This is a genomic window from Salmonirosea aquatica (assembly GCF_009296315.1).
GTDB classification, from domain to species: domain Bacteria; phylum Bacteroidota; class Bacteroidia; order Cytophagales; family Spirosomataceae; genus Salmonirosea; species Salmonirosea aquatica.
Map to the genome: position 1 here is coordinate 35,352 of NZ_WHLY01000001.1, position 13,317 is coordinate 48,668.

Consider the following 13,317-nt stretch of genomic DNA (forward strand, 5'->3'; position numbering starts at 1 on the left):
TAGATACTGTTGGCGAATTCAATTTGGAAGAAGAACCCCAATAAGACTAATCCATTAGTTATTTCAAACTAGTTGGTTGGTTTTATTGGTTGTGATATCCACTTTAATTGCCTGAGTACGTTATGTGCATGAAAGGTTACCTCAACTGCCTACCTAAACCCAACCAGTATGAAAACCATTCTCGCCCTATCCATCGGCATATTGTTTGCTCTCTTTTCCTGCAATACCACCACCCAGGAGGATGCAGACCTGGAAGGTACCCCTGTAAAAGGTGGCCCGGTGGTGGTGTCATTCAAGAATCCGCATGATATTGATGCTCGTTTACAGTTTTTCTCCATCTCGATGAACGATTCGACCTGGACAGGCAAGATGCACCTCGCCACCTTGTATTACGATGACACGCAGTCGACGCTGAACGACAATTCCGACAAACCTGATATGATCTTTGACACGCTTGCTATAACCCCAGCAAATGATTACCTGGTTTTCAGCCATTCTGTCAATTATTTCGATGCCAACGAATACATTTTGCAAAAAGGAGATTCGGTACAGATCGAATACAAGAACAAAAGGCCACGACTCACTTTTCAAAATCGGAAAATCTTAAAGTACGATGCTAATTTCGATAGCTTAGCCCGGTCTTATTTCAAGCAAGATCAATATTCGCCTGTGGGAAAATTCCTGGAAGCACGTGGTTTGGCTATGGCAGAGACTATGTCTAGTAAAGAGATTACATCTAAAAACCATAAGCTGACTTTCCCACAAAAGAAGGCAAGAAATCTTGGTATAATAGCAGATTTCAGGAACAAGTTTTATGCAGAAACAAAAACTTATTTGAGCAAAGAGAACAGTCTGCTTGATTCTCTAAAATCCATCAAAGGGTTATCAGCCGTTCCCTATTACTTTTACAAAGAGCGGAATAAATACCTCGGTTACTTGCTGGATGCACTAACCGACCGCCTCAGCCAACCGCAAATTACCGCCATCCTGAAAGAGCATCAGGTAAACCGTCTTGGGTACCCTGACATCTACTACCAACAATTTCTGGAAGCCATTGAAGAAAAATACATACAGGAAAAAGTCAATTTTATCGATAACGATAAGCCCAGTCTCTGGGACTATCGACAAGTCTTCGATCAAGTCGACACCTCCTCCCTCTTTCCCGAAAAAGACCGCAACTACCTTCTCACCAAGGAGATCAAGCGGATCCATGACACATTTTCCCACGACGATTTCATCGCCTATTTCAAAAAGTATGAGTCCAAAGTCAAGGATAAGAACCTGGTCAATGCGGTACGCCAAGACTTTGCGCTGGAATTCGACGACCGCCGCAGCGAAACGGGTTCGGTGGTACTCACCGACCTGAGCGGCAAGAAAATGACTTTTGATGAAGTGAAGGCCCGGCACAAGGGGAAGGTAATCTACGTTGATTTCTGGGCCAGCTGGTGCGGCCCATGCCGCGAAGCCATGCCTGCCTCTGCTGACCTACGTAAAGCTCTCAAAGACAAAAAAGTGGTGTTCGTGTACCTTTCCATTGACGGTAGCATCAAGCCCTGGCAGAAGGCCAGCGAAATCGAGAAGCTCAGCAAATACGCTGAAAACTATCTTATCGTGAACACCAGCACGTCCGATTTTTTAAAACAAAACAAATTGAACACGATTCCCCGTTACATGATTTTCGACAAAACCGGGCGACTCACCCACGCCAATGCGCCCCGCGTGGAAAGCGGTGGCGTGGGCCTGCTGCTGACTTCCCTGGCGGGTAAGCCCTAGCAAAAATTTTTCAAGGCAGGTGCCCTTACAGAATTATGGGCGGGCGTTGCATTTTAACCAGAATGGTGGTATAACTAAACTTATGTTATTGAAAGATTCTTTTAACTAACTTGAACACCTGCTATTTGGTGAACTTTAATAATACAAAGAACAATCGCTACAGACAAAGAACAGGTTAACATTGAATGGATATCAAACAGGTTTTTCTGCTGTATCATTGACATCCCAGCAACTTGTCTGGCATTTTATCATACAAGCTCAGGGTTTGTTTTTCTCCTTCCTCGTTTTTGAATGACCCTATAGTAACTTGGAATGTTTTAAAATAAAAACTATCTTGATTTGAGGTTAAGTTGAAATACATTTTATCGCCATAATCTTGGAAGGAGGCAATAAAATAGCGGCCCGAGAATTTAGTGAAAAAGTCAGATATACTGTTTTTAGTTTTGTAAACATCACAACCGTAAACAATATAAGGGGAATCCCATGTACGTGACCCGAGCCTATTTCGGAGCGCATACAAATCCATGCTAGGCATTTTACCGCGCTCGATTTCTGATAATAAAATCTCTACCGTTTGGGGCTCAAAATAAGTAGCAAAAGACTGAATGATTTGTGAAAACTTAGAAAACCTAAGAATTGTATCCGATCGAACCGTAGTGCCAACGTCATTGTCTGTAGGATATCCATACCTACCTATGAACAATCCGACCTGTTTAGATAATGTAAGTCGGTAAGGGTTGTCAAAGTCACCGGTTGCTGAGCAGTATTTCATCAATGAATCATATTTTTCAACCAATAAGCCATACTCGTCATTTAAGGTAATATTTCGTTTTTGACTATTTACTTGACATGTTGTCTCTAATTTTTTATAAAAACGACTTTCGCTAATAATACCCTTAAAGATACTTTTTTTAAAAAATGTGATCGGGCACCCATTCTCTGCCATCCATAAGCAATAAGTCTTGAGAGTGTTCCACTCAGAAAGCTTTGCTGCACACACTGACCCGTTATAAAGATCCCCAACAAAAATCTTATTTTTATCGACGGAGCTAAAAGCGCTATCATAAAGTTGTAAAGCCTTTATATGGCTTTTTTGGATTATAAATAACTCTGCTCTGTTTGTGAACTCATAATACTGTTCGATACCAGCTGAACAACAAGTGGACCACAGTGAAGACCCCAAAATTAAAACTTTACAAATAGTATTCATTGAAGTTGTTTTAAGTCGAAACGCTTGACTGATTACGTTGTTTTGTAATCTAATTTATGTTATTGATAGATGAATTAATTTGTAAAGAATGCCACCTCTTTTTTATGAAAGAAAGAATTGAGTAGTTCTACATCATTCCTGATTTCCTCAACTTTGCTTACTGCGGCCTCTACCAAGTCTTTTAAATTCAGAAACGCCTGATTTTTCAGCTCCTTTTTCAATTGGTTCCATAGGAGTTCTACAGGGTTCAATTCTGGACTGTAGCCCGGTAAGGCAACCAAGTGTATCCTCCCTGGCTTCCTTTTCAAAAAGTCTTTAATGGCCTGGCTGCGATGAATCGTAGCTCCATCCCATACCACTATCAGATCCTTCTTGCGGTACCTGCGGCACAGATACTCTAGAAAACCAATTACCCCGTCGCTATCGAAGGCTTTGTGCTGCCCACTGAGGTATAAACGGCCATTGGGAGCCAAGCCAGCGATCAGACTTAGATGTTCCCTTCCCGCTTTCTCTTCGATGATCGGTGTCTGCCCTCGGGGTGCCCAAGTACGGCTCAGGAAAGGCAACAGATAACAGGCTGCTTCATCAATGTATAGGATAACCCTGTTCTCATCCTCAGCTTTTTTTTAGTCCTGGAAGTACCTCTTCCCGCCACTGATTTACTTTCTGAGTACTCTGCTGGCGGGCTTTCTTGGCTGGTTTTTGCAGGCTCCATCCCAGCTTTTTCAGGATACGGCCCACTTGGGTCGGGTCATAGCTTACACCGAACAACCTTTCAATCAACGCGTTCACTCGCTGTCGGGTCCATATCTCTCCGCTGAACCCATGGTGTTGTGCTCCCCGTTTGAGTTCCTCCACCAGCTTCTCCAATTGATCGCTAGTCATTCGAGGCGGGGCACCGGTGGCCTTCCGAGCCAAAAGCCCCTGCGCGCCTGAGTCTCGGTACTTCTTTAAAGTCTGGCTGACCCAGCCTTCGGTCAGCCCAAGCGCGGCCGAAATGTCCTTCTGACGCCAGCCAGCTTCTTTCATCTCTACGCAGCGCTTCCGGAAAGCTTCGTAGTCGCTAGGTTTGTATTTTGCTCTCATTCTTGCAAAGTACAAACTTAATATATTTATTCACTGATCAATAAAAGATATTTCCGGGAAGTGAGACTGATATGTGCTTTGAAGTAGTCTTGTTAAAATACCAATGTAGTCCGCCACTATAAATGGGTTTAGCTTTATTCTCATGTGGGTAATTTTTCATACAACAAGGTATTACCATGTCTTTTCTCCACTCTTCATCTTTTCAAGCCTTTTTATTAGATCTCCCTCTTTTTCTCCTGAAAGGGCAACCACTTGTTCCATGGTTTTAACCCCTTCGCCCTTCTTACCAGTCTTATATAATAGATTGGCATAGGTAGATAAAAAACCTATGTTGTGCTCGTTCTCGCTCGTCAATAAGTACTCAGACCACCCAACTGCTTTTTCAATGCTCGCCGGATCATCACAAAACAGGAAGACATCGTTGGCGTAGGAATCTAACTGGTCCTTAGCAATTACATTTTTTTGGGAAGATATATAGGAAGCGAATGCGGGCCAGTTAGCAGCCCATTTGTAGTACGTGGGTTTAGATGTCAGTAGAATTTCATCGGAAAGGTCTGGAAACTCCTTCTTTAGCTTACCCTCTACCTCCGTCCAATTCACACTCTCGTTTACCTCCCCTAAATAGCCAAACATTCCACCATAGTCTTTTTTGACACCATTCTTCCTCAGGTACGGGAACACTATATCGTCAAATACTACGATCTTCACCAGTCTTGCGCTCTTCCCTTTTCCTAATACCTGATCCGCCTTATCTGCCTGATTCCTTAGGACGGAAAACCCTGGATCAGTTATATGCCTCGTGTTGCTCGCGATGAGTTTCAGGTTCTCCTCCGTCAAAAGGTCGTTCTGAGTCGTCAGATATGTATTCGTGACCACCGGTATAAACTCTCTGTCATTCATTAGTCGGGCTGACTTCATCATCCCTAAAAGTGATTCAAAATCTTTGCTTCCTCTAATAAACTGCCACTTTTGTTTCGGATATCCAGCTAGGGCCGCTTCTGACTTGGAGATAAATTCATCCGCAGTAGTTGATCCTCCATTTATCCTGTGCACAATCTCACCCTTTGGATTAAAAAACAAATAGGTGGGATAACTATCTATGTTGTATGTATTAACCAGGTCCTGAGCATCCTTATACCACTTTTTCGTCTGATCGTCGTCTTTTTGGGTGGAATCTATCTGCACCTTTACATTTATAAAAAAGGCATTGAAGAATTCCCCCACTTTCTTCTGTGGAAAGATGTTCTGATCCATCATTTTACAAGGGCCGCACCAGGTGGTGTATGCGTCAATAAAAATATATTTATTCTCCTTTTTTGCTTTCTCCTGGATCTGTTGCCAACTTAAACCATGCTCAAATTTGATACCTGTCGTTTTCTGGGCATTAGCTACACCCATGATAAAAAACATAACGATTAAATACTTGGTTCTCATAGGGATTATGGTTTAGGATAAACTTTTTGCTGCTCTTTAAAAGACGCTTTCTAACGATACATACTACTGATACATTTTTGCAAAGGCCGAAGGATGTTGTGTAAGTGGAATTATGTTGTTTAGTGTATGAATGCGTTTTTGTCATACACTCTTGTTGATCCCCGATTTCTTCGTACATTTCTGTCATACCTCATGTATGGCAGAAATCCTATGGGTACTCAGAAGGGTAAGACAGAATGTGATTTAAGCGCTCCACTTACTGAAAAGCCCAGCAGAATAGGTAGGCCATCCCGAAAAGTCAAGGCACCTACCCCCTGGTCCAATCGAGGCATTGAACGAGACACCCGTTCGGTGATCGAGAAGGCCGCTGAGCGGGCGGGTAAGACTATCGGCCAGTACACCAATGAAGATGTTCGCAGCTTCGCTTAAAACTAGCTCACCCAGGCCCAACTACTAACAGCTCCGGCAGATATTAAGAACCAAATAGACCACTTGGCAACGATCATCGAGGGCATCGCAAGCCGAATTCCGAGCAAGGCAAAAATCGTTCTGAAAACGTATATTCAGCTTATCAAGAAAACGACAATTCATCCATTCCCTGTAAAAATTACACAACTTCACTAATCATATGCCTTCACTATTTCAGTAAAGAACATCAGCAAGTGTGCGAGGATCCCTTCATTTAACCCTGTGATGCAGAACATCAATATATGAAATTCTTTGGATTTGCTTTGAGTTTATTCCTATTGCTGACCATATCTGTCCAAGCACAGGAAGCTATCTATCTACGCCACCAAAGACACGATTTACATTAATGCGGCCGAGGCGGCTTTGAGGGCACTTTAAGAAGGTGATTGCACTTCCTGTCTCACAGAATATCGTCACGCTTTTGCAATTTCTCATAAAAGCATTGTAAGTACTTTACGGGCCGCTGTTTGTGCCTTCCAATGCCAAGAGAAAGAAGTGACGACCAGTTATCTAAAAAAAGCGGTCGCCCTAGATTGGGAAATGAGTGAGTACCTCTGGGAGGAGCAGAAGGAATATCCAGAGCTGAATCCTTTAAGAACTGGTTCAATAGCGAAGGAATTTGAGGTTCACTTAAATAAAAGTAAAGTAGCAGCCGGTAGAAATCCAGATCTGGAACGGGAACTTAAACAAATCCTTGAAGCAGATCAAAGGCCAAGACTACTGATGGACACAGTTGGCAGGCACTATGGGTTTAATTCTCCACAGGCGAAGCCCGTGTGGGACGAAATGCGCCGGGTAGATTCCATGAACCTGCCAAAAGTGGAGCAGATTTTGCAACTGTTTGGATATCCGGGCAAACGGCTGGTGGGCAATAAGCTATCCAGTACCGCATGGCTGATCATTCAACATTCTTCTTTATCTGTTCAGGAAAAATACCTGCCCCTCATACAGCAGGCTGCTGAGCAGGGGGAATTGGATAAGTCAAACTTAGCTTTGTTAATCGACCGGTTGCGACTCAAAAAGGGACAAAAGCAATTATATGGCACTCAGGTGCATAACGGGCCAGATGGCAGGCCAAGCGGATTTGAGCCTATCGAAGATGAGTCCAATGTGAACAAACGTCGGACAGAAATGGGTTTGCCCCCACTTGAAGAGTACGCTAGACACTGGGGGTTTGAGTATGTAGTTCCTGAAAAGTAGGGGAACGTCCATATTGGTACAGAATATTCCATTTCAAATAGGATCACCTTACCTGAGGGATGTAACGAACTCCCGAATGCGGCGGACGTAGCCGTCGGCGAATTCGTTCTCCTCCCACACGATGGTCGCTTGCAGATGGTGTCCCTCGTACAGCAGAAACGTACGGTTCGGGCGCATGTCGGCAACGGCCCGAACGTCAGCCGGGGGCGTGATGTCATCCTGGGTGCCGGTCATCAGGAGCATGGGGCAAGGGATCCGGCGGGTGGCCTGCACGTAGCCCTCCGCCCCCGCCGGGAGAACAAGTTTCAGCGATGGGTCCATCACTTTCCAGATTTCGATGATTCTGGACGGGTCCCGGACGTAGCCTTCGCCAATGATGAAGTCGACCGGCCGCTTTTGCACGGCCAGCGTCGCCAGAATGGTGCTTGCCGAAAAGGACAGGATACCCAATTGGTTTTCAGGGAACTGCTTCTTGGCGGCCACGATGGCGGTCTCCATGTCCGTCACGTACTCATTGTAGTACAGGTAGGCCGGATCCTTTGGAAAATCGGAGCTGTGGCCGAAGCCGCGGTAGTCGAACAGCACCACATCGAAACCGGCCGCCAGGAAGGCCTTGGCGTAATGAAGCATATTGGCCATGTTGCCCGTAGTCGCATTGGTGATCAGCAGGGTCTTGTGGAGCGGTTCGCTGCTCTTGGTGGGCAGCGACCAAGAGAGCAGCCGCGCGCCGTCGGGCGTGACCAGCTCCTTCTGCACGTAATCCAGGCCCAGTGAGTCAGGCGTGATCCAGTATTCGCGTTCGGGCGGCAAAGCACTGGCGATGGAAGGAACGAAAAAAAAGAAGGCGAGCAGCAAGCGGTTCATGGCGATGGTCTTTTTACAAAGATCGCCGCTCGCATTTTTATGCCGCTGTTAAATCTTGTTAAAATCACGGAGTTGGGCGGTCAGTTTCTCCGCTCACTAATCGTTTCATTTTGAATTTATCATCCCAATGGCTTTTTCCAACAGTTCGTCTCTCCCTGCGGCAATGCCAAGGATTGTTGGCTTGATTTCGACGTCCGGTACGATGCCCACGCGTTGTGTCTCCCTACCGTCAGGGTAGTACACGCCTATCCCGCTGATGCCGGTCGTGATTCCCGAAGGAAGCACAATCTGGGAAACATTGCCATCCGCACCGGCGGTTGTGCTTCCGATGATCGTCACATTCGGAGCCGTCGAAAACGCCATGGTGCTGAATTCGGATTGACTCAGCGTGCTCTCGTTAACCATGATGATAATCCTGCCCTTGTAATAACCGGGGTTGATTTTACCGGCGCTGAGGTCAGGCCCCACGGTGAACTGCCCCGGAGTGGACAAGCTTCCGGCGGTGAACTTTACAAAAGGTTCGGGTTTGGGTAGTAAGTATTCGCTCAGGGAGTACACAATAAAGTCCGACGGGTAGCACCGCATGTCGATGATAAGGCCTTTTGTCTTCAAAAGGTCAGGGGCAATCCGAGGCAGGTAGGACCCTTTAATCGTTCCGGGGTACAGATAAGCGACATCCGGGCCGATCAGTTTGAAACAGGTGTCCCTTTTAGTGTGATTGGCGTAGAAGTTGATTTTCTTTCTGTCATAGGCGGCAACGTCTGTTTTGTCAGAAACATCGTTCCTTCTGTATCCCACCGACAGCAGGGTATCGTTGGTTCGCAACAGGTCCCTGGCCAGATTCCTCAGTTGCGTTGGATAGTTGGACGCGGGGGTGTATGGAAGCTTCTCCCCGGTGATTTGTTCGATGGTTTTTCCATCGATTGTTTCAATGACATCGCCAATCTTCAAACCAGATTTCAACCCCAGCTTTTGATTGAAATAATTGACCACAACCGCCTTGTTTTCGATAAAACCGGTCTCAACCGCCGCGTAGTTATTACCGAAGTAATTGTCAAGTGCCCTGTCATAATTGTAAACATTGGCATGGGTGTCGTTTACCCTGGCGATTAAAGCCAGCGTCGCCAGTTTGAACTCCGTTTCGTTGGATGCCCCGATGAATTTTGGAACGAATTCCGCCAATACACCGCGCCAGTCCTCTCCGATCAAAGACTTGTAGGGAAAGAAATACTCGATCATGTTCCAGTAACGGAATAAGGTCAGCAGCCTGTAACCGGCATCCGGATAAGCCATAGTGGCGTAGGGGTTCTCGTTTTTGAAAATAGGATTCAGGACATTGGGGACGAGCCCCACATAGTAGTGTTCCTGTGGGCGGGCCGCCCTTTTGACAGAATCGAGCTTTGACAGAAGTTCCCTGTCATAGCCAAGGGCGTTTATCCAGGCCAGGTCAGGTTTGTATTTCACTGTACCAGTCTGGCCTTCGGTAGGTCTGTCGATTGAAACGGCTCCCAGTTTTTGAACCCATTGATAGATCTCCCGCTGCTTCTCTGCCTCTGTTTTGGCATTGAGGATTTTCGGCAGGATTCTGAACAGCTCAAAATCCCAGTTGTAATTACCCGAGGCGACGGCCGGATGGTAGTATTTCAGGAACCCCCAAAGCATGCCGACTTCGGTCATGTCTTTGATGATTTTCGAACTCAGCTCCCCGAACGTAACTTTGGACCCCTGTACAAATTCTTTATCAAGTTCAACGGCGGAAAGTGCCTTTAACGGTGCATCCGTGAATGGCCTGCCGTCGATGAGCAGTTCGAAGTGGTCTATCCACATGGACCCAGTCCCGGTAAGCAGCGCACCCACATGGATTTTTTTGGCATCCCTGGAATAGGGCAACTTCACACTGTACTGCTTCCAATCGGAGGTTCCGCTTACATTCTCTTTCTGCATATTGTCGAACTGCAGCATCCCGGAAGCTCCGTCCACCCTGAGCATCAGACCCGCCCAGCCGTTCTCAACCCGGTCCAGTTTGACATAGCCACGCAGCTCGATCTCTTTTCCCTCGTATACCGCCGGGATCGTATTGGCGGCAGATCCAAATGAGCCATCCGTTTTCTGGTCGGAAGATTTTATTCGCAGGGAAGACTTGCCGTCAAATTTCTGGGTTGTGTCAACGCTCAGGGAATAACCGGTTCCCCACTGCATCCACTTCTCGGGCAACTTCTTGTTTTGCGCCAATTTCTCGAAATTCAAATTGTAGTCCGTCGAATCAGCAACGGGTTGGGCCGAGAGCATGGCCGAATGGACAGAAAGGATCAGGATTACAGAAAGGGCTTTCATATCACTGTTTTTTTGAGATTATGTTTATCAGACTCATGGGTAGCTCCAGGTGGGCTGATTCATCGGCTTGCAATTGGAACCTCTTAAAATTATCATCGGCGGCAGTCAGCCGACTGCTGTCATTGAGGCTAATGGCGGCTGTATCAATGCGGCTCTTTTGATCAATCGTGAGAGACGATCCCAGAACTACCTGGGCGGTTAGGTTCTGGATCGAATTGTTTACGAGCAGCACCCTGCTCTTTTCCTGCCTTAGAGTGAAACGCTCATTTTTCAAATCACTTACCTTACAGTTGACACCAGTAGAGTAAACCCCTGAAACGCGCGGTGCAATAATAAAAGCGACTGGTTCAGCCTTGGAAAGGTCATTCGGCGCCCAATTATTCTCATTTAAATTCCTGGCCAAGTCTACCCTGAGTGTATCGCCCTCAACCTTCCAATTAAGCGCTCGTTCTGAGAGGGTTGTTTTTATCTGAAATTCCCTTCCGGGCAAAATTTGGGTGAGGCCGCGCCCCGTTCCGGAGAGAACGACATGTTTGAACGGGCTGACTATCTCTGTCCCGTAGCCATGATAGGGATCATCAAAGTCAATCTTGTCGTACTGCGCTTTAAGGATTACATTGCATCCCAGCGTTACAATCGTGAAAAGCGACACAACAGAGATCAGTATTTTGTTACTTTTTTGCATCGATTTAAGGGTTGACGGGGTGTATCTGGTCAACGAAAAAACCGTAGCGTCGCCCGATCTCCTCCATACTTATATTGAGCTGGTGGATGGATGCAAAGAAACGGGGAAGCTCTTTTTCCAAGAACCGTTCTTTCCGGTAGGAGATGATCAATTCCTTCGCCCTGGTTGAAGCGGAATATCCCAAACCCCTTTTAGAAAAAATGATTCCCTCATTCTGAAGGTATTCGTAGCTCCGCAAGATGGTGTGCGGATTTACCTCCAAAGTCAGAGCCAAATCCCGCACCGAAGGGATACGCTCCCCGGGAACCCATTTCCCATTGAGTATCCCATCACAGACATATTCTGCGATTTGAATGTAAATGGCCTGTTTATCACGAAATTCCATCTGTTCGGGTAACTAAATCTGCTTTTCTCTTAAACGCTGGTAGGCAGCAAGCCATAATCCCAGGGTTGTCAATGTGAGAGTCAGGTACAAAAGTATCAATCCCTTGTCTGGAAAGGGTATTCTGTACACCTTCAAGCCCGCATCACGGACGATGCTCCAGCCAGCCATAGGAACGGTGCTCATCATTAAAGGATAGGAGGCCAAGTATTTTGCCAGCAGGGAATTCAAAATGCCGACGGTCAGCATCACGAAAATCAGACTGGCAAATGTCTTCACATAGGACGACCTTGTGAAATATATGGAGCCCAGGAAAAATACGCTATGAAATAAGAAATAGGAAAAGCCGATATAAATCAGCACACCCCTGGCAATGAAACTGTATTGCATGCCGTTGGCCGGAATTCTCCGATTTCCAAAAGTGATCGTCTGATGATGCAGAAGCAGAAAGAAAAGCAGAAAAGGTATAAGAAACAGCAAGTTGACGATCAGTGAGCTGAGAAACTTCTCCAAGCTGGTGGCAGGGGACATAAGGGACAGCATGCCCTTTGAACCAGCGGCATACTGCGTCAGTGCGTGGCTTGTGTACAGGCTGCTTCCCAATATGACGACTATGGGAACGGCGGCAAATTGCAATAATTGAGCTGGGTTATTGTATGTATCAAAAAAACACACTGGAAGCATCATGATGAGCAGCAAAGCCACCAACACGCCCCCCATTAAAAGATAGTTTCTGCCATTCTCGACAAAATTTATCCTGATTAATATCACTAATCGTTGAACGCTGAAAGATTGGCGCATTTGAATACCGGTTTACTAAATCAATTCACTTGCTTTCCAGAACACTAATCATGAAATACCTGTTTAATCCTGTCAGGATATTCGATCGCAGCGTTAAAAAATTGTTCAATATCCAATACGCTTTCAACACCAAACACATTTTCCCTCAACACTTTAAATCCACCAAGGAAGGGCTGTTTGTACAATATCCTTTCGTCAATATCAATACCTGCCAGCGTATCGAACTCTATACGCTGGCAGATATTGTCGAGGCTTTCCTGAACAACGATCTCTCCATCATTCAGGATAATTACGGAGTCTATCAAATTATCCAAATCCCTTACCTGGTGCGTGGATATTATAAACAAACGGTCAAAACCAAGATGGGATAAAACCAACTTCCTGAAGAGGCTTTTGGAGGGGATGTCCAGTCCGTTCGTAGGCTCATCCATAAGCACCAATTTTGTATTTGCCGCCAGGGCAAACGCGATCAAAGCCTTCTTTTTCTGCCCGTATGACATTTTATCAAGCCTATTTTTAACGGGAATTTGCAGTTTTGAAATTAGCTCAAAAAAACGGTCGGCATCGAACCTGGGATATAGGCCGCCGTAGTGATGTGATAGTCCGTTGACCGAAATTGGGGGCAGATAAATCTCTTCCGGTATAAAAAACACCTCCTGAAGGAATTCGGCATCACGCAGTCTGGGTTCATATCCGTCCACCTGAATCATCCCGCTGTCCGGGAAAAGGAGTCCAGCGATGTTCCGCAGCAGGCTGGATTTTCCCTCCCCGTTTTTGCCTAACAGGCCGTAAATGCGGCCTGGGGGCAATTCTGCACTTAGGTCCTTGAATAATGGGCTTTTTTTAGGATACCCAAAGCAGACATTACTGAGCGTAATCATACGTTTGGCAAGTGTTGTAGTTATATAGTACACTACAAATCTATAACTCTAAATCAAATAAGCAATAGAAATTTTAATCCGCTACCCGGACACAACACATGATTCTGTCAGACCTTTGAAAACCAGCATAGGCCAAAGCCACGTTCGGCAAGTCACCAGGGCCATACCGGAGCAGTCAGGGGCCTAGGAACCCTTGCGC

General features: G+C 45.9%; 13 protein-coding genes. 3 read left to right on the plus strand and 10 right to left on the minus strand.

Features of this window, described 5'->3' with window-relative positions; translation table 11 throughout:
• The first annotated feature begins 168 nt into the window (after nucleotides 1-168).
• Nucleotides 169-1,773, plus strand: a complete 1,605-nt coding sequence (locus GBK04_RS00135) for a TlpA family protein disulfide reductase (protein WP_152755780.1) — start codon at nucleotides 169-171, stop codon at nucleotides 1,771-1,773.
• A gap of 214 nt (nucleotides 1,774-1,987) precedes the next feature.
• Here GBK04_RS00135 and GBK04_RS00140 read toward each other — a convergent pair whose 3' ends face one another.
• From GBK04_RS00140 to GBK04_RS00150, 4 genes are all read right to left on the minus strand, one after another.
• Entirely contained in the window at nucleotides 1,988-2,983 is a 996-nt protein-coding gene (locus tag GBK04_RS00140) for a hypothetical protein (RefSeq protein WP_152755782.1), read from the minus strand.
• A 74-nt stretch (nucleotides 2,984-3,057) separates the two neighbouring features.
• Nucleotides 3,058-3,549 (minus strand): IS630 family transposase, encoded by a 492-nt coding sequence (locus GBK04_RS30095; RefSeq protein WP_373330555.1) that lies wholly within the window; start codon nucleotides 3,547-3,549, stop codon nucleotides 3,058-3,060.
• Nucleotides 3,550-3,598: 49 nt separating this feature from the next.
• Nucleotides 3,599-4,069 carry a winged helix-turn-helix domain-containing protein gene (locus GBK04_RS30100; protein WP_373330554.1) on the minus strand — a complete coding sequence of 157 codons (471 nt, stop codon included), beginning with the start codon at nucleotides 4,067-4,069 and terminating at the stop codon, nucleotides 3,599-3,601.
• Nucleotides 4,070-4,240: 171 nt separating this feature from the next.
• The gene (locus tag GBK04_RS00150; RefSeq protein WP_152755784.1) at nucleotides 4,241-5,503 is read right to left on the minus strand and encodes a thioredoxin family protein; all 1,263 of its coding nucleotides are present in this window, start codon (nucleotides 5,501-5,503) and stop codon (nucleotides 4,241-4,243) included.
• 210 nt (nucleotides 5,504-5,713) lie between these two features.
• On the opposite strand from GBK04_RS00150, the gene GBK04_RS30105 reads away from it, so the two are divergent.
• Together GBK04_RS30105 and GBK04_RS00160 are read left to right on the plus strand one after the other, a co-directional pair.
• Entirely contained in the window at nucleotides 5,714-5,932 is a 219-nt protein-coding gene (locus GBK04_RS30105; RefSeq protein WP_373330558.1) for a hypothetical protein, read from the plus strand.
• 579 nt (nucleotides 5,933-6,511) lie between these two features.
• Complete coding sequence (locus tag GBK04_RS00160) at nucleotides 6,512-7,171, plus strand: DUF6624 domain-containing protein (protein WP_152755786.1); 660 nt, start codon at nucleotides 6,512-6,514, stop codon at nucleotides 7,169-7,171.
• 48 nt (nucleotides 7,172-7,219) lie between these two features.
• On the opposite strand, the gene GBK04_RS00165 is transcribed toward GBK04_RS00160, so the two are convergent.
• The 6 genes from GBK04_RS00165 to GBK04_RS00190 all read right to left on the minus strand — a co-directional run bounded on the left by GBK04_RS00165 (nucleotide 7,220) and on the right by GBK04_RS00190 (nucleotide 13,118).
• Nucleotides 7,220-8,035, minus strand: coding sequence for an alpha/beta hydrolase (locus GBK04_RS00165; protein WP_152755788.1), 816 nt, complete (start codon nucleotides 8,033-8,035; stop codon nucleotides 7,220-7,222).
• Nucleotides 8,036-8,140: 105 nt separating this feature from the next.
• Nucleotides 8,141-10,369: a S41 family peptidase gene (locus GBK04_RS00170; RefSeq protein WP_152755790.1), complete on the minus strand. Its 2,229-nt coding sequence runs from the start codon at nucleotides 10,367-10,369 to the stop codon at nucleotides 8,141-8,143.
• Between the two features lies 1 nt (nucleotide 10,370).
• Nucleotides 10,371-11,054, minus strand: a complete 684-nt coding sequence (locus tag GBK04_RS00175) for a hypothetical protein (protein ID WP_152755792.1) — start codon at nucleotides 11,052-11,054, stop codon at nucleotides 10,371-10,373.
• Between the two features lie 4 nt (nucleotides 11,055-11,058).
• Nucleotides 11,059-11,439 carry a GntR family transcriptional regulator gene (locus tag GBK04_RS00180; protein WP_152755794.1) on the minus strand — a complete coding sequence of 127 codons (381 nt, stop codon included), beginning with the start codon at nucleotides 11,437-11,439 and terminating at the stop codon, nucleotides 11,059-11,061.
• A 12-nt stretch (nucleotides 11,440-11,451) separates the two neighbouring features.
• A complete protein-coding gene (locus GBK04_RS00185; protein WP_152755796.1) occupies nucleotides 11,452-12,237 on the minus strand; it encodes a hypothetical protein in 786 nt (261 codons plus the stop codon).
• A gap of 44 nt (nucleotides 12,238-12,281) precedes the next feature.
• Entirely contained in the window at nucleotides 12,282-13,118 is an 837-nt protein-coding gene (locus GBK04_RS00190; protein ID WP_152755798.1) for an ABC transporter ATP-binding protein, read from the minus strand.
• Nucleotides 13,119-13,317 lie beyond the last annotated feature (199 nt).

Bases quoted from the DNA above. Each gene is read 5' to 3' on its own strand.
- GBK04_RS00135 (WP_152755780.1), top strand. From the start codon at position 169: ATGAAAACCATTCTCGCCCTATCCATCGGCATATTGTTTGCTCTCTTT.
- GBK04_RS00140 (WP_152755782.1), bottom strand. From the start codon at position 2,983: ATGAATACTATTTGTAAAGTTTTAATTTTGGGGTCTTCACTGTGGTCC.
- GBK04_RS30100 (WP_373330554.1), bottom strand. From the start codon at position 4,069: ATGAGAGCAAAATACAAACCTAGCGACTACGAAGCTTTCCGGAAGCGC.
- GBK04_RS00150 (WP_152755784.1), bottom strand. From the start codon at position 5,503: ATGAGAACCAAGTATTTAATCGTTATGTTTTTTATCATGGGTGTAGCT.
- GBK04_RS30105 (WP_373330558.1), top strand. From the start codon at position 5,714: ATGGGTACTCAGAAGGGTAAGACAGAATGTGATTTAAGCGCTCCACTT.
- GBK04_RS00160 (WP_152755786.1), top strand. From the start codon at position 6,512: ATGAGTGAGTACCTCTGGGAGGAGCAGAAGGAATATCCAGAGCTGAAT.
- GBK04_RS00165 (WP_152755788.1), bottom strand. From the start codon at position 8,035: ATGAACCGCTTGCTGCTCGCCTTCTTTTTTTTCGTTCCTTCCATCGCC.
- GBK04_RS00170 (WP_152755790.1), bottom strand. From the start codon at position 10,369: ATGAAAGCCCTTTCTGTAATCCTGATCCTTTCTGTCCATTCGGCCATG.
- GBK04_RS00175 (WP_152755792.1), bottom strand. From the start codon at position 11,054: ATGCAAAAAAGTAACAAAATACTGATCTCTGTTGTGTCGCTTTTCACG.
- GBK04_RS00180 (WP_152755794.1), bottom strand. From the start codon at position 11,439: ATGGAATTTCGTGATAAACAGGCCATTTACATTCAAATCGCAGAATAT.
- GBK04_RS00185 (WP_152755796.1), bottom strand. From the start codon at position 12,237: ATGCGCCAATCTTTCAGCGTTCAACGATTAGTGATATTAATCAGGATA.
- GBK04_RS00190 (WP_152755798.1), bottom strand. From the start codon at position 13,118: ATGATTACGCTCAGTAATGTCTGCTTTGGGTATCCTAAAAAAAGCCCA.